Genomic DNA, 18,418 nt, shown 5'->3' with positions numbered 1-18,418 from the left:
TCCCGGCGGTCCCTGCCGCCGCCGACCCCCGGGATTCACCTCACCCCGGGGAGCCTCAGGTCTCGGTGCGGTACATCAGGTCCGCCTCATGCGTCGCGAAGCCGAGCCGATCGTAGACGGCGACGGCGGCGAAGTTGTCGGCGTCCACATAGAGCATGGCGGTCGGCAGCCCCTGGGCTGCCAGGTGCCGCAGCCCGATCGCGGTCAGCGCCCGGCCGAGCCCGCCGCCCTGGGCGCCCGGCCGCACCCCCACCACATACACCTCGCCCAGCCCCTCCTCGGCGTGCACCTTCGTCCAGTGGAAGCCGACGATCTCGCCCTCACGTTCGGCGAGGAAGAACCCCTCGGGGTCGAACCAGTCCTCCCCCATGCGGTCGTCCAGATCGCGCTGGGTGAGCGAGCCCTGTTCGGGGTGGTGGGCGAAGGCCGCGGCGTTGGCGGCCAGCCAGGCGGCGTCGTCCTCCCCCGGCCGGAAGGTCCGTACGGTCACCCCTTCCGGCAGGGTGGGCTCGTCGATCCCCAGTTCCGCGAGCGACCCGAGCGGCCGCCGCATCTGGCGCAGCTCGCGGAACAGGGTCAGCCCCAGGACCTGCGCGAGATGGCGCGCGGAGGCGTGGGCGCCGTGCGCCCACACCCGCAGCCGCTTACCGGACTCCTTCAGCAGCATCACCCCGAGCGCCCGGCCGTGCCCCTGCCCGCGGTGCGCCGGATGCACGACCAGCTCGGCAGCGGGGGCCTCGACCGGGTCGGTGTCCTCCAGCTGCGCGTATCCGACCAGCTCGCCGCTCGGTTCGCGCAGCACCAGATGGCGTACGCCCTGCCGCCGCCCCCGCAGCTGTAGCCGCCCCTGCTCGGACACGGCCTGCTGCCCGTCGGTGCGCGCGGATTCCGCGATCAGCCGCAGAACCTCCTGGCCCACGTCGGGCGTCAGCTCCTCGAGGACCTCGAGGCGGCGGGCCCCGGCCGGATCGTTCACCACGTCGTTCATGGGGCCGAGCCTACGACTCGGCCCCGACTCGTCCCGGTTCCCGGCGGCCGGACATACCCCCCGAATGGGCGTCCTACGGGTCATTGGCCCTCCATCCGTAACCAGCTCGTCACCTCATCTCCCCGCATCGCTACGCGCGTTGACCGTAAGCTGCCGCCCACCAACCACCACGGGCACAAAGGGGACGACATGCCAGCGAGACCTCAACGGCGCGGGACGGCCCGCCGGTTGGCCACGGGCGCCGCGGCGCTGGCGGCCACCGCCGGCATCCTGTCCGGGGCGCACCCGGCGGGCGCGGACACCGCCGCCTCGGCCCGGCACACGCCGGCCCGCACCGTCGATGTGCAGCTGCTGTCCTTCAACGATCTGCACGGAAACCTGGAACCCCCGCAGGGCTCCTCGGGCAACGTCACCGAGACCCAGGCGGACGGCACCACCAAGTCCGTCCCGGCGGGCGGCGTCGAATACCTCGCCACCTCCCTCCGCAAGGCCCGCGCGGGCCATGAGTACTCCGTCACCGCCGCCGGCGGCGACATGATCGGTGCGAGCCCGCTGCTGTCCGGCCTCTTCCACGACGAGCCGACCATCGAGGCGCTCAACAAGCTCGACCTCGATGTGACGTCCGTCGGCAACCACGAGTTCGACGAGGGAGCCACCGAGCTCGCCCGGATGCAGAACGGCGGCTGCCACCCCAAGGACGGCTGCTACGAGAAGGGCAAGACCTTCCAGGGCGCCGACTTCCCCTACCTGGCCGCGAACGTCACCACGGAGAAGACCGGCAAGCCGCTGCTCAAGCCCTACACCGTGTGGCAGCACAAGGGCGTGAAGATCGGCTTCATCGGCGTCACGCTGGAGGGCACCCCGGACATCGTCACCGCCGAGGGCGTCAAGGGCCTGAAGTTCCACGACGAGGTCGAGACGATCAACAAGTACGCCAAGGAGCTGCGGCGCAAGGGCGTCAAGTCGATCGTCGCGCTCATCCACGAGGGCGGGCTGCCCGCCTCCTCCTCGTACAACTACGACTGCGACAGCCCCGGCGCGGGCGACGGTATCTCCGGCCCCATCGTCGACATCGCCAAGCACGTCACCCCGGCGGTCGACGCCCTGGTGACCGGCCACACCCACCAGGCATACGCGTGCTCGATCCCGGACCCGTCCGGCACCCCACGCACCGTCACCTCCGCCGCCTCCTTCGGCCGTCTCTACACCGACACCACGCTCACCTACGACCGCCGCACCGGCGACATCGTGCGGACGAGCGTGAAGGGCGCGCACGCGGCGAACCATGTCGTCAACCGCGACCAGCCCAAGGCCGCCGACATGACCTCGCTGATCGGCCGCTGGAACAAGCTGGCCGCTCCCATCGCCAGCAAGCCCGTCGGCTACGTCTCCGCCGAGATCCCCGGCCGCGGCTCCGGCGCGTACGAGTCGCCGCTCGGTGACGTCATCACCGACGGCCAGCTCGAAGCGCTCTCCCCCGCCGACAAGGGCGGCGCCCAGCTCGCCCTGATGAACCCCGGTGGCATCCGGTCCGACCTCGCCTACGAGGCGTCGGGCAGCGAGGGGGACGGGGTCGTCACCTACGGCGAGGCCTTCACCGTCCAGCCCTTCACCAACATGATGAACGTCGTCGACCTGACCGGCACCCAGCTCATCACGGCGCTCCAGCAGCAGGTCAGCGGCTCCAACGAGGCCAGCCCGAAGATCCTCCAGGTCTCCAGGGGGTTCACCTACACCCTCGACCTCACCAAGTCCGGCAAGGACCGCATCGTCACCGACTCGGTCAAGCTGAACGGTGAGCCCATCGACCCGGCCAAGACCTACCGCGTCGCGATGAACGAGTTCCTCGCGGGCGGCGGCGACGGCTTCCCCGTCTTCAAGGACGGCAAGAACAAGCTCGTCGGCGCCTCCGACCTGGAGGCGTTCACGGCCTACCTGGGCGCCCACTCCTCGGCGTCCTCGCCCCTGGCCCCGCCGAAGGCGGACCGCATCACCATCACGAAGTGACCCGCCCTGCGCACCGCCGCGGCCCGGCGCCCCATTTGCGGGGAGCCGGGCCGCGGCGCGCCAGGGTACAGCCCAAGCCATGCCCCCGCCCGCCCCCTGTGAACCCCGGCGCCGGACCCGTGCCGCGCCCTACCCTGGAGGCTTCGGAACGGCCGATACAGCCACGGGGGGACCGGGGCGCATGGATCCCGCAGTCATCAGTGCCCGGCTCGCGCCGGGTGTCGTCCTGCCGCTGATCGCGCAGCTCTTCACGGCGGAGGGGCCCGGGGCGCCGCCGGGGGACCGCCCGGTGCGGATCTCGGCGCTGGTGTCCTTCCAGGGGGACCGGCGCACGCTGACCGAGCGCGATCTGACGCGGGTGGCCGGGGCGTTGGCGCAGGAGGCGCTGCGGGAGGCCCAGCCCGGGGAGCGGCAGGCGGTCACCGACGCGCTGGCGCGGACGCTGCACGCGCTCGGCACGGTGGACATGGACGACCTACGGGCGGTGCGGCTTGGACCCGAGGGGTTCGCGCGCCATCTGGCGGTCGCGGCGCCGGACGCGGACCGGGAGTTGTGGGCGGAGGCCGCGCGGCTGTACTCCGCACTGCTGCGGGCCGTCTGTCCGCATGTCCTGCGCTTCCTCACCGAGCGGTCCGCGTTCGTCGCGGCCGCCGTGGACTCGGCGTTCGAGGAGCGGTACGCCCGGGACATCGTGGCCGGCCACGACCACCTGACGATCTACGGCATGGATCTGGCCCACTCCCCCGACAGCTGGCCCCTGGACGCCGCGTATCTCAGCCTGGACACCGAGACCGACACGGGCCCCTCCGCCCCCGCCGAGCAGGCGCTCGCCGGACGCGACCGGGTGCTGCTGTGGGGAGTGGCGGGGTCGGGCAAGACCACCCTCGTCCAGTGGCTCGCGGTATCCGTGGCGCGCGGCGCTCTGCCGGCCCCACTGGAGGGGCTGCGCGGGCGGGTGCCGTTCGTGCTGCCGGTGCGCAGATTCCGCCGCCACGGATTTCCGGCGCCCGACGCCTTTTTGTCCGCCGTCCGCCACCCGCAGGCCGGCGCCCAGCCGCCCGGCTGGGCCGAGCGGGTGCTGTCCGACGGGCGTGGGCTGCTGCTGGTCGACGGAATCGACGAGGCGCCCGAGGAGGACCGGGAGCAACTGCGGCACGCGCTGCACGACCTCCCGGCGCGCTATCCCGGAAATGTCTGGCTGGTCACCTCCCGCCCCTCGGCGGTACGGGAGAACTGGCTGGCGGCCGACCGCTTCGCCGAGCTGAAACTGGCCCCGCTCAGCCGGGAGGGCGTCACCGCATTCATTCGGCGCTGGCACACCGCGGCCCGCCAGGACGGAGCGGGCGGCACGGATCTCGACCGGCTGGACGGATACGAGGAAACGCTGCTGGATGCCGTGCGGATAACCCGGGACCTGGGGCGGCTGGCCACCAATCCGCTGATGTGCGGCCTCATCTGCGCGCTGCACCGGGACCGCCGGGGCTATCTGCCGCGGGGCCGGAAAGCCCTCTATGACGCTGCCCTTTCCATGCTGCTCGAACGGCGCGACCGCGAGCGCGCCATGCTGTCGCCGGATGGAATCGACCTTCCCCAGGAACCGAAGATCCGGCTGCTGCAGAAGCTCGCGCACTGGATGCTCCTCAACGGCCGGTCCGAAATGGACCGCGCCACCGCGCTCGAGACCCTCGCCCGTCATCTTCCGGCCATTCCGCACGCGGCGTGGCAGGGCGGACCCGAGGAGATCTACCGGCATCTGCTCAACCGAACCGGTCTATTGCGCGAGCCCGCACCCGGTTCGGTCGATTTCGTGCACCGAACGTTCCAGGACTATCTGAGTGCCAGAGCTGTCGTGGAACGGCACGATTTCGACTTCCTGATCGACCACGCACACCTGGACGACTGGGAAGAAGTGATCAGAATGTCCGTCGCGCTCGCCCGCCCCGATGAATGCGCCTACCTCCTGGAGGGGCTGCTGGCCGCCCGTAAAGACACCCGGCCGGTCCATGCCCGCCATCGCAAACTGCTCGCGGCCGCCTGTCTGGAACACGCGACGGAGCTGGACCCCGAGGTACGTTCCCGGGTGCACCGCTATACCCGCGATCTGGTCCGCCCGACCACCCTGGAAGCCGCCCGGGCCCTCGGCTGGATCGGGCCTATCGCCCTGGAAATGCTGCCCGATCCCGCGGGCGTATCCGATGAGGAAGCCCACCGGCTGGCCGTCACCGCCGGCTCCATCGCCGACGACCGCGCCATCGACTATCTGGCCCGTCTCCGGGACCGCACCGCATGGGCGGTCCGCTCGCAGCTGGCCGGTGCCTGGCGCCGTTATGACACCGACCGCTACGCCGAGGAAATCATCGCCCATCTCGATGAACACGAACTCGACTTTCCGGTGTCGAACCCGGACGAGCTACAAGCCCTGCGCCGGCTCGGCGGCCGCCCCTGCGTACGGATCGCGGGTGCCTTCACCTCGCACCAGCTCACCGAAGGTCTGGTCGCCGACCGCCTGACCGACCTGTGGCTCGCCTACGACCTCGGCGAGCGCCGCGACCTCAGCTGGCTGAGCGCCTTCCCCCACCTCCAGACCCTGAGGCTGAGCCCCCGCAACGCGGAGGTGACCGGGGTCCCGGAGGGCATCCAGGTCATCGTGACACCCGCCTGAGCGCCCCTGGAGCTCCCCTCCGGCGGCCCCGGGGACCTGGGGAACCCGTGGGGCTCACCCTGGGCCCTGGGCGGCCCGGAGGACCCCGACGGCCACGGCCCCCGGCCGCAGGCGCCCAGAAGCGCGGCAGCCGGTGCCTCGGGCACGGAGTGCCGCCCGAGCCCCGGGGCCGGGCGGCCCGGCCGCAGACGCCCACAAGCGCGGCAGCCGACGCCTCGGACACGGAATGCCGCCCGAGCCCCGGGGCCGGGCGGCCCGGCCGCAGACGCCCAGGGCCCGGGGGCCGGGTGGCCCGACCCCCGGGCGGACAAAAGGGGCCGCCCCGGACCGTACGGTCCGGGGCGGCCCCCAGCGGGGCTCTCGCCGCGCTTATGCCTCCTTGCTGAGGTTCGGGCCCGCGCCGCCGGCGGCGGACTCGATCGGCGGGGTGTCGGGCAGCGCCGACTTCTCCTCGCCACGGAAGGTGAACTTCTTCTCCTCACCCTCACCCTCGGTGTCCACGACCACGATGTGGCCCGGACGCAGCTCGCCGAAGAGGATCTTCTCCGAGAGGATGTCCTCGACCTCGCGCTGGATGGTCCGGCGCAGCGGCCGGGCGCCCAGGACCGGGTCGTAGCCCTTCTTGGCGAGCAGCTTCTTGGCCTCGCCGCTGAGCTCGATGCCCATGTCGCGGTCCTTGAGCCGCTCGTCCACCTTGGTGATCATGAGGTCGACGATCTGGATGATGTCTTCCTCGGTGAGCTGGTGGAAGACGACGGTGTCGTCGACACGGTTCAGGAACTCGGGCCGGAAGTGCTGCTTGAGCTCCTCGTTGACCTTGTTCTTCATCCGCTCGTAGCCGGTCTTCACATCGCCCTGGGCGGCGAAGCCCAGGTTGAAGCCCTTGGAGATGTCCCGGGTGCCGAGGTTGGTGGTCATGATGATCACCGTGTTCTTGAAGTCCACGACCCGGCCCTGGGAGTCGGTCAGACGACCGTCCTCCAGGATCTGCAGCAGCGAGTTGAAGATGTCCGGGTGGGCCTTCTCGACCTCGTCGAAGAGGACCACGGAGAACGGCTTGCGGCGCACCTTCTCGGTGAGCTGGCCGCCCTCCTCGTAGCCCACGTATCCGGGCGGGGAGCCGAAGAGCCGCGAGACGGTGTGCTTCTCACTGAACTCCGACATGTCGAGCGAGATCATCGCGTCCTCGTCGCCGAAGAGGAACTCGGCGAGGGTCTTGCTGAGCTCGGTCTTACCGACACCGGACGGACCCGCGAAGATGAAGGAGCCGCCGGGGCGCTTGGGGTCCTTGAGGCCCGCACGCGTACGCCGGATGGCCTGGGAGAGCGCCCTGATGGCGTCCTTCTGGCCGATGACGCGCTTGTGCAGCTCGTCCTCCATGCGCAGCAGCCGGGAGGACTCCTCCTCGGTGAGCTTGAAGACCGGGATGCCCGTGGCCGTGGCCAGGACCTCGGCGATCAGCTCCTCGTCGACCTCGGCGACGACGTCCATGTCGCCGGCCTTCCACTCCTTCTCCCGCTTCGCCTTGGCGGCCAGGAGCTGCTTCTCCTTGTCGCGCAGGCCCGCGGCCATCTCGAAGTCCTGCGAGTCGATCGCGGACTCCTTCTCCCGGCGCACATCGGCGATCTTCTCGTCGAATTCGCGCAGGTCCGGCGGCGCGGTCATCCGGCGGATCCGCATCCGGGAGCCGGCCTCGTCGATCAGGTCGATCGCCTTGTCCGGCAGGAAGCGGTCCGAGATGTAGCGGTCGGCCAGGGTGGCGGCCGCGACCAGGGCCGAGTCCGTGATGGAGACGCGGTGGTGCGCCTCGTAACGGTCCCGCAGGCCCTTGAGGATCTCGATGGTGTGGGGCAGCGACGGCTCGGCGACCTGGATGGGCTGGAAGCGGCGCTCCAGGGCCGCGTCCTTCTCCAGGTACTTGCGGTACTCGTCGAGGGTCGTCGCGCCGATGGTCTGCAGCTCGCCTCGCGCCAGCATGGGCTTGAGGATGCTCGCGGCGTCGATCGCGCCCTCGGCGGCGCCCGCACCCACCAGGGTGTGGAGCTCGTCGATGAACAGGATGATGTCGCCGCGGGTGCGGATCTCCTTGAGCACCTTCTTCAGGCGCTCCTCGAAGTCACCGCGGTAGCGGGAGCCCGCGACCAGGGCACCCAGGTCCAGGGTGTAGAGGTGCTTGTCCTTGAGGGTCTCGGGCACCTCGCCCTTGACGATGGCCTGAGCCAGGCCCTCGACGACCGCCGTCTTGCCGACGCCGGGCTCGCCGATGAGGACCGGGTTGTTCTTGGTACGGCGGGACAGCACCTGCATGACCCGCTCGATCTCCTTCTCGCGCCCGATGACCGGGTCGAGCTTGGATTCGCGGGCGGCCTGCGTGAGGTTGCGGCCGAACTGGTCCAGGACGAGCGAGGTGGAGGGAGTGCCCTCCGCCGGGCCGCCGGCGGTGGCGGCCTCCTTGCCCTGGTAGCCGGAGAGCAGCTGGATGACCTGCTGCCGCACCCGGTTCAGATCGGCGCCCAGCTTCACGAGGACCTGGGCGGCGACGCCCTCGCCCTCGCGGATCAGGCCGAGCAGGATGTGCTCCGTACCGATGTAGTTGTGACCGAGCTGAAGGGCCTCGCGGAGCGACAGCTCCAGCACCTTCTTGGCACGGGGGGTGAAGGGGATGTGCCCGGACGGGGCCTGCTGGCCCTGCCCGATGATCTCCTCCACCTGCTGGCGGACCGCCTCGAGCGAAATCCCGAGGCTCTCCAGGGCCTTAGCGGCGACACCCTCACCCTCGTGGATCAGCCCCAGGAGGATGTGCTCGGTGCCGATGTAGTTGTGGTTGAGCATCCGGGCTTCTTCCTGAGCCAGGACGACAACCCGCCGCGCGCGGTCGGTGAACCTCTCGAACATCGTTAATCGCTCCTCAGAGCGGTCAGAAAGATCGGGGACGATCCCCTCCCTGTCCTTCCGCATGCTAGTCCCGCAACCCGGGACAGCTCACTCCAACTGCCGACACCGTCCGGATGACCCCCCGCTAGCGCGGGGCAAACAAAGACTGGCCTCCTGCCCGAACGGCTGACAACTGTCTCAACCCGATGGTGCGAGACGATGTTCCCGCAGGCCAAGCCTCTACGCCCACCGTCACTACGCCGATGGCGAACGTCGCTTGCTGTCGACATGCGGACCGCCCCTCCCACTAGGGATGTCTTACCCGCCAGGAGAGACGGTCCATGCCGCGTGGGCCGGTTCCATCCGCTACGGGCGAACAACCTTGCGCCCGTTCACCACCCCTGCACCACCCCTGATCGGCACGGAGTGCACACATCGGCACACGGACCGTAACTCCGAGGGGAGGTGGGAGGTTCTCCGGGCATGATCTCCAGTGCCCACGGCGCGAGGCGGTCCACACCGGCCGCCCGGTCACGCTGGTACGAGCGGGAGCTGGGCTGGCCGACGGCCGGCAGTGATCCCATCGAACTGCTCACGGGGGTGGCCTTCGACGTCATCGAACTACCGGCCGTCGCCGGTTTCGCAACGCTGCGCCGGGTACCGCGGACCGGTCCGGTCGCGGTGGAGGGGCCCTGGATGCGGCTCCTGGTGGCCCCTGGCGGCGCCGACGAGCTGCCGGGGCTGCTCGACTGGCTGGAGTGGGGCGGCGTGCCCCTGGGTCTGACCGCGATCGGCGTCGGCGGCCGGATCACCGCCCCGTGCCCTGTCTCCACCCGGCCGTCCGCCGCCGCGCCCGGAGTGCGGGGCCCGCAGGAGGCCGCCGTATGGCTGCGACCTCCCGAGCCGGGGAGCGGGGTGGGGATGCTGCCGGTGACAGGCTTCGGGGGCGATGGGGGCGCCCCCGATCTCGTGCGGCTCGTGGCCGCGGCGGCCACGGAGTGCCACCGGGCCCAGTTGCTGCGCGCCCGGTCGCTGCCCGGACAGCGGCGAGCCGGGAAGGGTGACGCGCTCAGCCGTTGGCCTTCTCGTATGCCTCACGAACGGTCGCCGGAACACGGCCGCGGTCGTTGACCTCGTAGCCGTTCTCCTTCGCCCAGGCGCGGATCTTCGCGGTGTCCTGGCTGCCGCCCGCCGCAGCGCGCGCCTTGCCACGACCACCGGAGGCCCGGCCACCCGTGCGACGGCCACCCTTGGTGTACGGCTCCAGGGCATCCCGGAGCTTGTCCGCGTTGGCAGTGGTGAGGTCGATCTCGTAGCTCTTGCCGTCCAGCGCGAACGTCACGGTCTCGTCCGCCTCGCCGCCGTCGAGGTCGTCGACAAGAAGGACCTGAACCTTCTGTGCCATGGGGTTCCTTTCAGGGAAAACGGGGGGTTGAGGGCGCGGCGTTAGCCGCTGATGTCTCACCCCCCAGGTAATTACACTACGAGGGAATAGCAAACCGCTTTTCCCGGAAAAACACAAACCCCCCGGGAAGGTTCGACCGATCGACCAAGCGGGAAGCCTGTTGGAAGGCGATGTTCCGGAGCTATGTGATAGGGGAGCGATTCGGACATAGGGCCCGCGATCACAGTTGCAGAAGCATCCGGCTGTTGCCAAGGGTGTTCGGCTTCACCCGTTCGAGACCCAGGAACTCGGCGACGCCCTCGTCATAGGAACGCAGGAGCTCGCTGTAGACATCGCCGTCGACCGGGGTCTCGCCGATCTCCACGAAGCCGTGCTTGGTGAAGAAGTCGACTTCGAAGGTGAGGCAGAAAATGCGCCGCACGCCCAGCCAGCGCGCTGTCTGCAACAGCTTGTCGAGCAGGAGGTGGCCTACACCACTGCCCTTGTGGGCCGGATGGACTGCGAGAGTACGAACCTCCGCGAGGTCTTCCCACATGACATGGAGTGCCCCGCAGCCAATGACCTCCGCGTCCTCGTCCCGCTCCGCGACCCAGAACTCCTGGATGTCCTCGTAAAGCGTCACGGTGGCTTTGTCGAGCAGGATGCGATCGCCCACGTAGGAGTCGATGAGCCGGCGCACCGCCCGCACATCGCCGGTCCGGGCACGGCGGACGGTGACTACTTTTGATAGTGGGGATGGCATGACCGGACGCTATCGTCCCGGGTCATCGCCTCGACTCACCGGGGCTCTCGCCGGGCTCGCCGACTTGTGCGACCCGCATGGCATCCCGCAACGCGTCCCGCTGCTCTTCGGACATCATCCCGAAGAAGGCGACGAGGGCGGCTGCCGGGTTGTCACTGGCCGACCACGCCTCGTTCATCAGTGCGGCCGAGTAGGCGGCGCGTGTGGAGACCGCCGCATATCGATAGGCGCGGCCTTCCACCTCCCTGCGGAGCCAGCCCTTGTGATGGAGGTTGTCCATTACGGTCATGACGGTGGTGTAGGCGATCGAGCGTTCCCGCTGAAGGTCTTCCAGGACTTCCCGGACCGTGACCGGGCGGTTCCACTTCCACACCCGCGTCATGACCGCGTCTTCGAGCTCTCCCAATGGCCGGGGCACACCGTGAATAATAGTGGTAGATGTCCCGAATGTCGGGACATTCATCCGGCGAAAAGCAGCACGTCCCGGGATGCGGCGCATCCCGGGACGTGCGGTGAAGGACGGTGCGCGATCAGGGCGCGTCGCGCGGGGCCGCTTGGCGGGCCGCCTCGGCGCGGGCGAGCGCCGCGTCCACCGCGGCGTCCTCCTTGGCCTTGTTGGCGCCGCCCTGGCTCTTCACTATCGTCACGATCAACGCGATGAAGGCCACGGCCATCACGACGGGCGGGACCAGCGCGGAGACGTAATCCATGGCTTTCGGCCTCCTTATGGTCGAGATCCCCAGATTACGCGGCGCACGGATTCAGGCGGTACGCGCCCCCGCGTCGGGGGCGAGAGGGCTGATCCGGGCGCCGTGGTCCTGCGGCGGCGCGGGGCGGCGGCGCTTGGGCGGGAAGACCTCCGCCGGCGTCGGCACCGGTCGGCCGGGGCGCGGCCCACGGCCCGGCTCCCCCCGCTTCGGCTCCTCGCGCTCGGGCGCCGGCGGCTTCTTGCCCGGCTCCGGCTTCGGATCCTCGTCCCTGCACTCCCCGGCCCGCTCCTCGGCCCTCCGGGTGACTGCCGCACCGCCCGGCAGGGCGTGCAGCCGGGCCGCAGCGGGGCGTGAGCGGTGCGGTGGGGTGATGCCTGCGCGCTCCGCGAGCCGGGTGCGCACGCCCCGCTCGGCGAGGCGCTCGCAGTGGCTCAGCAGCGCGCGCCGGCGCACCGCCTCGCCGCCGCCTGCGGCGGACGCGCAGAGCGTGCGGAGTGCGGCCAGGTCCTCCGGGAGCGGCTCGTAACCGGCCGCGAGGGCGCCCTGGAGCTGCTCGAGATAGCCGACGGCGGCGCCGGGGAGGGCGGCGCGGTAGCGGGCGAGCTCGTCGAGCAGGAACGCTCGCAGCCGCCCGCCCTCGCGGACCGCTTCGTCCACCGCCTCGGCGAGCCGGAGACAGTCCTGGACCTCCTCCGCCCGGTCCGGGCCGAGGGGGCCGGCAGAGGGAGTGACGGGGTCGGGTTGGAGGGCGATGGCGAGGGCGCGTCGGAGCACACGCAGCTCATCCGCACTGAACGCCATTCCGCCGCGGGATCCATATGGCGTGGGCATGGAGCGACTTTAAGTGCTAAGCGGACAAATTTCGCTGAGCGTCGGACGGTGCGGCGCGTTGCGGCCGACGGCGCCGCCCTCGCCGTCCCCTGCCCCGCTCCCCCGGGGCCGCGGACCGCCGGGCGCGCTCGGGCCGGCTCCCGGCAGACCCGGCTCCCGGCACAGACGCGGCGGACCGCGCTGGGAGATGGATCGGGAACCGCTCGCGTTCCTCCTGCTCAATACGGAATTCGAAGAGTTGTGTTTCTTGACCGCCGCGCGGCCGATGGCCGAGAGCCGGCACACCCATGGCGAATTCGTCGATCCGCTACGGAACGGGGTGCGGAATTCCGAATCCCGGGGTTTCCCGCCGGCCCGCCCGGAGGGCAGGCCGGGGGGCGGCGCTCAGCCGCGCGCGACGTTCCGCTCGTACACCAGCCGGAGGCCGATCAGTGTCAGCCAGGGCTCATGCTCGTCGATCACCGAGGACTCCCCCAGTACCATGGGGGCCAGCCCGCCGGTGGCGATGACCGTGACGTCCTCCGGGTCCTGCGCGAGTTCGCGCGCCATGCGCTGGACGATCCCGTCGACCTGGCCCGCGAAGCCGTAGAGGATGCCGGACTGCATGGCCTCCACGGTGTTCTTCCCGATCACACAGCGCGGCCGGGCCAGCTCGATCTTGCGCAGTTGGGCGCCGCGCACGCCGAGTGCCTCGACCGAGATCTCTATGCCCGGCGCGATCACCCCGCCCACGTACTCACCGCGCGAGCTGACCGCGTCGAAGGTCGTCGCGGTGCCGAAGTCGACGACCACGCAGGGGCCTTCATAGAGCTCGACGGCGGCCAGCGCGTTGATGATCCGGTCCGCGCCGACCTCCTTCGGGTTGTCCATCAGGATCGGCACACCCGTCTTCACGCCCGGCTCGACCAGCACCGAGGGCACATCGCCGTAATAACGGCGGGTCACCTCGCGCAGCTCGTGCAGGACGGAGGGGACGGTGGCGCAGATCGAGATGCCCTCGATGCCGTCGCCCAGCTCGTCGCCGAGCAGCGGGTGCGTCCCCATCAGACCCTGCAGCAGCACGGCCAGTTCATCGGCGGTGCGGCGGGCGTCGGTGGAGATCCGCCAGTGCTCGACGATCTCGTCACCGTCGAACAGGCCCAGGACGGTATGGGTATTGCCCACGTCGATGGTCAGCAGCATGGGCCACACCGCTTCCGGCCGGGCTTGCCGCAGCGGCCGAGCCCTGGGGTGGTGGGTGGGGCGACGGGCGGCGCGATGGTCAGCGGCATCGGTCAGCTCACCTCGGCCTCGCGCAGGTCCAGGCCGATGTCCAGGATCGGGGAGGAGTGGGTGAGCGCGCCGACCGCCAGGTAGTCGACGCCCGTCTCGGCGTACGTACGGGCGTTTGCGAGCGTGAGCCGGCCCGAGGACTCCAGGGCGGCGCGCCCCGAGACCAGCTCCACCGCCTTCCGGGTCAGCTCCGGGGTGAAGTTGTCCAGCAGGATCAGATCCGCGCCCGCCTCGAGAACCGGCGGAATCTGCTCGAGCGTGTCGACCTCCACCTCGATCGGCACATCCGGGAACTCGGCGCGCACCGCGCGGAACGCCTCCGCCACGCCGCCCGCCGCGACCACATGGTTGTCCTTGACGAGCGCGGCGTCCGACAGCGACATGCGGTGGTTGACACCGCCGCCGCAGCGCACCGCGTACTTCTCCAGCGCGCGCAGTCCCGGGGTGGTCTTACGAGTGTCGCGGACCCTCGTCGCCGTACCCTCCAGGGCGTCCGCCCAGGCGCGGGCCGCGGTCGCGATACCGGAGAGGCGGCACAGCAGGTTGAGCGCGCTGCGCTCGCCGGTGAGCAGATCGCGGGTGCGGGTGCGGACGCTGAGCAGCTTCTGCCCGGCGACGACCCGGTCGCCGTCCTCGACGTGCCGCTCGACCTCGAACTCGTCGGTGCAGACGACGGACAGGATCGCCTCGGCGATCCGCAGCCCGGCGACGGTGCCCGCCTCACGGGCCGTGAAGTCGCCGGTGGCGAAGGCGTCCTCGGGAACGGTGGCCACGGTCGTGACGTCCACGCCCTGGTCGAGATCCTCCTCGATCGCCATATGCGCGATGTCCTCGACCTGGACGGGGTCGAGCCCGGCATCGGCCAGCAGCTGGGCGAGATCAGGGTCGAGGCCGCACTCCATCGGATCGAGCCCGTACGCGCCGTCGTCGTCGGCGTCGCCGCAGCCGCATGCGTCACCGCAGCCCGCCCCCTCGCCGGGGTAGCTGCCGATCTGCAGCAGCGGAAGGTCCACTGGCTGACTGCGGTCCTCGGAGGTGGTGCTCACGGGCGCGGCTCCGTCTCGGGTCGGGGGGTGGGCTGAGGTGAGGGTGAGGAAAACGCTTCGGAGTCCGTCGTACGGATGTCGAGGGAGCCGTCGGGGCGCAGGGTGGTCAGCAGATGACGGCGCCATCCGGTGTCGTCGCGGTCGGGGCGGTCCTCGCGCCAGTGGCAGCCGCGGGTCTCCTCCCGGCGGAGCGCGGCGGCGACCAGGACCCGGGCCACGAGGAGGAGGTTGGTCGCCTCCCAGGTGTCGACCCCGGGCTCGGCGGTCTTGCCGTCCCGCCGCAGCGCTTCCACGGCGTCGTACCGCACGGTGTCGAGCTCGGCGGCGGCGCGGGCCAGGCTCTCGGCGGACCGCAGCACCCCGGCGCCGCCGGTCATGATCCGCTGGATGGCGTAGCGGGCCTCGGGGGCCAGCAGCGGCCCGCCGGCCGGGGGCGCCGGTGTCGGCGTCGCCTCCGGGAGCGGGCGGGCGGTGATGTCGTCGGCGATGCGCTCCGCGAAGACCAGGCCCTCCAGAAGGGAGTTGGAGGCCAGGCGGTTGGCGCCGTGGACGCCGGTGCAGGCGACCTCGCCGCACGCGTAGAGACCGGGGACCGTCGTACGGCCGTGCAGATCGGTGCGGACGCCACCGCTCGCGTAGTGCGCGGCGGGGGCGACCGGGATGGGCTCGGTCACCGGGTCGATGCCGTGCGCACGGCAGGCGGCGAGGATCGTCGGGAAGCGCTGCTCCCACATCCGCGCCCCGAAGTGGCGGGCGTCCAGATACATGTGCTCGGCGCCCTGCTCCTGCATCCGCCGCATGATGCCCTTGGCGACGATGTCGCGGGGCGCCAGCTCGGCCAGTTCGTGCTGCCCTCGCATGAAGCGCACGCCGTCCGCGTCGACGAGATACGCCCCCTCGCCCCGCACCGCCTCGGAGACCAGCGGCTGCTGGCCCTCCGCCTCCGGGCCGAGCCACAGCACCGTCGGGTGGAACTGGACGAATTCGATGTCGCTGACCTCCGCCCCCGCGCGCAGCGCGAGCGCCACGCCGTCCCCCGTCGAGACGGCGGGGTTGGTGGTCGCGGAGAAGACCTGGCCCATGCCGCCGGTCGCGAGGACGACCGCGTCCGCGCGCACCGCGCCCACGCCGTCGTGCTGGCCCTCGCCCATGACGTGCAGGGTGACGCCGGACGCCCGGCCGGACGCGTCCTTCAGCAGGTCCAGGACGAGCGCGTTCTCCACGGTGTCGATCCCGGCCGCGCGCACCGCCTCGACCAGGGCGCGCGAGATCTCCGCACCGGTCGCGTCGCCGCCCGCGTGTGCGATCCGGCGTCGGTGGTGGCCGCCCTCGCGGGTCAGCAGGATCTCGCCGGTGGTGTCGTCGGCGTCGAAGCGGGCGCCGGTGGCGATGAGCCGGCGCACGGCGTCGGGGCCCTCGGTGACCAGCGTCCGTACGGCCTGCTCGTCGCAGAGCCCGACGCCCGCCACCAGCGTGTCGTCCAGGTGCTGCCCGGGGGTGTCGCCCTCGCCGAGGGCGGCGGCTATCCCGCCCTGGGCCCAGCGCGTGGAGCCGTCGTCGAGCCGCGCCTTGGTGACCACGGTGACCTTCGCCCCGGCGGCGGCGCAGCGCAGCGCGACGGTCAGGCCCGCGACGCCGGAGCCGACGACCACCACATCGGCGGTGAGGGCCCAGCCGGGGGCGGGGGCGCGCAGGGCGGTGGCGGAAGCCGCCTCGGTCGGTCGGCGCGTCATCGGGCGGCTCCGAACCACAGTCGGGTGTTGTCTATCAGGCGGGTGGCGCCGACCTTGGCGGCGACGGCGAGAACCGCCTCACCGGTGTGGTCGTCGCGGACCTCGGTGAAGTCGTCCGGGTCGATCAGGCCCAGATAGTCGAGGGTGAGCCGGGGTTCGAGGAGGGCCGCCTCGGCGAGCACCGCACGCGCCGCGGACCGCACCGCCTCCGGGGAGGCGACCCGTATCAGCCCGTCCTGCCCCTGCGGGGCGGCGGGCTCGGCGGACCCGGTGGCCCGGGCCGCGAGCAGCCCCGCGTCGCGCCCCGCGAACAACGCCCGGGACAGGGCCAGCGCGGTGGCCCGCTCCGGCGCCGACAGGTAGCGGTTACGGCTGGAGAGGGCGAGCCCGTCGCCCTCCCGGACGGTGGGGACCCCGACGACCTCCACCGGGAAGTTCAGATCGCGCACCATGCGCCGGATCAGCGCCAGCTGCTGTGCGTCCTTCTCGCCGAAGAAGGCGACGTCCGGGCGAGTGAGATGGAGCAGCTTGGCGACGACGGTGAGCATCCCGTCGAAGTGGCCCGGCCGGGACGCCCCCTCGTACCCCTCACCCATGGGCCCGGCGGTCAGCCGGATCCGCGGCTCGCCGCCCGGGTACACCTCCTCGGCCGACGGGGCGAAAACGATGTCGGCGCCCGCCTCGGCCGCGACCTCGAGGTCGGCGTCGAGCGTGCGCGGATAGCGGTCGAGGTCCTCGCCCGGGCCGAACTGCAGCGGGTTCACAAAAACCGTGACGGTCACCAGGCCCTTGGCGCCGACCCGGCCGCGGGCGGCGCGGATGAGCGACGCGTGCCCGTCGTGCAGCGCGCCCATCGTCATGACGACCGCCGTACGCCCCGCCACGGCGAAGTGCGCGAGCGCGGTGTCGAACTCGGCGCGGCTCCGGAACAGCTCCACATCCGGCTCGCCCGGGCCCGCCTTGGTCCACAGCTTCGGACTCATGTACCCGTCCCTCCCCTGCCCCGTGCGTCGGAGACATCCGAGAGCACGCCCAGCAGGTCCTCCGCGAGCTCCGGCTTGAGCAGCCCGTGCGCGAGCGCCCGGTCCGCCGTCATACGGGCCATCGCCAGATATCCGGCGACGGCCTGCGGCGCGCGCCGCCGCAACTCGGCGACATGCGCGGCGACCGTGCCCGCGTCACCGCGGGCGACCGGGCCGGTCAGCGCGGCGTCGCCGCTGCGCAGCGCGTTGTCCAGCGCGGCGCCGAGCAGCGGGCCGAGCATCCGGTCGGGGGCCTCGACCCCGGCCTCGCGCAGCAGCTCCATGGACTGGGCGACCAGGGTGGTGAGGTGGTTGGAGCCGATGGCGAGGGCCGCGTGGTAGAGCGGGCGGGCCTCCTCGTCGACCCACTCGGGCTCGCCGCCCATCTCGATGACCAGCGCCTCGGCCGCCAGCCGCAGCTCCTCGGGGGCCGTGACGCCGAAGGAGCAACCCGCCAGCCGCTGGACGTCGACCGAGGTGCCGGTGAAGGTCATCACGGGGTGCAGCGCGAGCGGCAGCCCGCCGGCCCGCAGGGCGGGCTCCAGCACGCTGATGCCATAGCGGCCCGAGGTATGCACCAGCAGCTGGCCGGGGCGCACCGCACCGGTCTCCGCGAGGCCGCTGACCAGTTCGGGCAGGGCGTCGTCCGGGACGGTGAGCAGCACCAGCTCGGCGCGGGCCAGCACCTCGGCGGGCGGGACGACGGGGACTTCGGGGAGCAGGGCGGCGGCCCGGCGCAACGAGGCGTCGGAGACGCCGGAGGCCGCGACGGGGCGGTGCCCGGCCAGCCGCAGCGAGGCGGCGAGCGCGGGGCCGACACGGCCGGCGCCGACGACACCGACGGTGAGCCGGGCAGGTCGGTCCTGCGGCTCGGGAAGTGGATGTGCGTTCACGCGACAGCGGCCTTCCGTTCCAGTCCTCAGGGGGTACCGGACGATTCCCCGCCATGCTACGCGAGTGTTTCGAAGGGACCCCCGTGGCGTCCCACGCCTGTGGATGACTCCGTGGCCAGGCGTACGCCCGTACGACAATCATCGGCCCATGGCGGACGATACGGAGCGGGACGCGCAGTCCCGCAGGCGCGCGGCATGGCACGGCTCGAAGCGCACCTGTGGATGACTCCCCG

Annotated in this window: 15 protein-coding genes; 3 read left to right on the top strand and 12 right to left on the bottom strand. The window is 71.5% G+C overall.

What is annotated here, in order from left to right; all coding sequences use genetic code 11:
• Positions 1-55: 55 nt before the first annotated feature.
• Positions 56-988, bottom strand: coding sequence for a mycothiol synthase (gene mshD / locus ABZU99_RS32340; protein ID WP_355945544.1), 933 nt, complete (start codon positions 986-988; stop codon positions 56-58).
• A gap of 189 nt (positions 989-1,177) precedes the next feature.
• Between mshD and ABZU99_RS32335 the strand changes: the two genes are divergently transcribed.
• Together ABZU99_RS32335 and ABZU99_RS32330 are read left to right on the top strand one after the other, a co-directional pair.
• Positions 1,178-2,995 (top strand): bifunctional metallophosphatase/5'-nucleotidase, encoded by a 1,818-nt coding sequence (locus tag ABZU99_RS32335; protein WP_355945541.1) that lies wholly within the window; start codon positions 1,178-1,180, stop codon positions 2,993-2,995.
• A gap of 181 nt (positions 2,996-3,176) precedes the next feature.
• A complete protein-coding gene (locus ABZU99_RS32330; protein ID WP_356049610.1) occupies positions 3,177-5,657 on the top strand; it encodes an NACHT domain-containing protein in 2,481 nt (826 codons plus the stop codon).
• 369 nt (positions 5,658-6,026) lie between these two features.
• On the opposite strand, the gene ABZU99_RS32325 is transcribed toward ABZU99_RS32330, so the two are convergent.
• Positions 6,027-8,552, bottom strand: a complete 2,526-nt coding sequence (locus ABZU99_RS32325; RefSeq protein WP_355945535.1) for an ATP-dependent Clp protease ATP-binding subunit — start codon at positions 8,550-8,552, stop codon at positions 6,027-6,029.
• Positions 8,553-9,014: 462 nt separating this feature from the next.
• Here ABZU99_RS32325 and ABZU99_RS32320 point away from each other — a divergent pair, with 462 nt between their 5' ends.
• Positions 9,015-9,662 (top strand): SCO3374 family protein, encoded by a 648-nt coding sequence (locus tag ABZU99_RS32320; RefSeq protein ID WP_356049612.1) that lies wholly within the window; start codon positions 9,015-9,017, stop codon positions 9,660-9,662.
• Here ABZU99_RS32320 and ABZU99_RS32315 read toward each other — a convergent pair.
• The 10 genes from ABZU99_RS32315 to ABZU99_RS32270 all read right to left on the bottom strand — a co-directional run bounded on the left by ABZU99_RS32315 (position 9,601) and on the right by ABZU99_RS32270 (position 18,185).
• A complete protein-coding gene (locus tag ABZU99_RS32315) occupies positions 9,601-9,936 on the bottom strand; it encodes an Lsr2 family protein (RefSeq protein ID WP_355945529.1) in 336 nt (111 codons plus the stop codon). The genes ABZU99_RS32320 and ABZU99_RS32315 overlap by 62 nt on opposite strands.
• Before the next feature lie 220 nt (positions 9,937-10,156).
• The gene (locus ABZU99_RS32310) at positions 10,157-10,678 is read right to left on the bottom strand and encodes an amino-acid N-acetyltransferase (RefSeq protein ID WP_355945527.1); all 522 of its coding nucleotides are present in this window, start codon (positions 10,676-10,678) and stop codon (positions 10,157-10,159) included.
• Between the two features lie 22 nt (positions 10,679-10,700).
• Positions 10,701-11,096 carry a BlaI/MecI/CopY family transcriptional regulator gene (locus ABZU99_RS32305; RefSeq protein WP_355945524.1) on the bottom strand — a complete coding sequence of 132 codons (396 nt, stop codon included), beginning with the start codon at positions 11,094-11,096 and terminating at the stop codon, positions 10,701-10,703.
• Between the two features lie 112 nt (positions 11,097-11,208).
• Positions 11,209-11,388 carry a hypothetical protein gene (locus ABZU99_RS32300; protein WP_355945522.1) on the bottom strand — a complete coding sequence of 60 codons (180 nt, stop codon included), beginning with the start codon at positions 11,386-11,388 and terminating at the stop codon, positions 11,209-11,211.
• A gap of 51 nt (positions 11,389-11,439) precedes the next feature.
• Positions 11,440-12,219 carry a hypothetical protein gene (locus ABZU99_RS32295; protein ID WP_355945519.1) on the bottom strand — a complete coding sequence of 260 codons (780 nt, stop codon included), beginning with the start codon at positions 12,217-12,219 and terminating at the stop codon, positions 11,440-11,442.
• A 384-nt stretch (positions 12,220-12,603) separates the two neighbouring features.
• On the bottom strand, positions 12,604-13,401 hold the full coding sequence (locus ABZU99_RS32290) for a type III pantothenate kinase (protein ID WP_355945516.1): 798 nt from the start codon (positions 13,399-13,401) through the stop codon (positions 12,604-12,606).
• 92 nt (positions 13,402-13,493) lie between these two features.
• The gene (nadC, locus tag ABZU99_RS32285) at positions 13,494-14,537 is read right to left on the bottom strand and encodes a carboxylating nicotinate-nucleotide diphosphorylase (protein WP_355945514.1); all 1,044 of its coding nucleotides are present in this window, start codon (positions 14,535-14,537) and stop codon (positions 13,494-13,496) included.
• Positions 14,534-16,270: an L-aspartate oxidase gene (locus tag ABZU99_RS32280; protein WP_356049616.1), complete on the bottom strand. Its 1,737-nt coding sequence runs from the start codon at positions 16,268-16,270 to the stop codon at positions 14,534-14,536. The genes nadC and ABZU99_RS32280 overlap by 4 nt, the downstream gene beginning before the upstream one ends.
• Positions 16,267-17,253 (bottom strand): pantoate--beta-alanine ligase, encoded by a 987-nt coding sequence (panC, locus tag ABZU99_RS32275; RefSeq protein ID WP_355945509.1) that lies wholly within the window; start codon positions 17,251-17,253, stop codon positions 16,267-16,269. The genes ABZU99_RS32280 and panC overlap by 4 nt, the downstream gene beginning before the upstream one ends.
• A complete protein-coding gene (locus ABZU99_RS32270; RefSeq protein ID WP_355945506.1) occupies positions 17,250-18,185 on the bottom strand; it encodes a DUF2520 domain-containing protein in 936 nt (311 codons plus the stop codon). The genes panC and ABZU99_RS32270 overlap by 4 nt, the downstream gene beginning before the upstream one ends.
• Between the last annotated feature and the right edge of the window lie 233 nt (positions 18,186-18,418).

Origin of the sequence: Streptomyces sp. NPDC005266 (genome assembly GCF_040607655.1) — a bacterium.
In the GTDB taxonomy this organism is placed as follows: Bacteria; Actinomycetota; Actinomycetes; order Streptomycetales; family Streptomycetaceae; genus Streptomyces.
The sequence above is the reverse complement of the archived record's forward strand: the minus strand, read 5'-3'. Positions and strand labels throughout refer to the sequence as shown.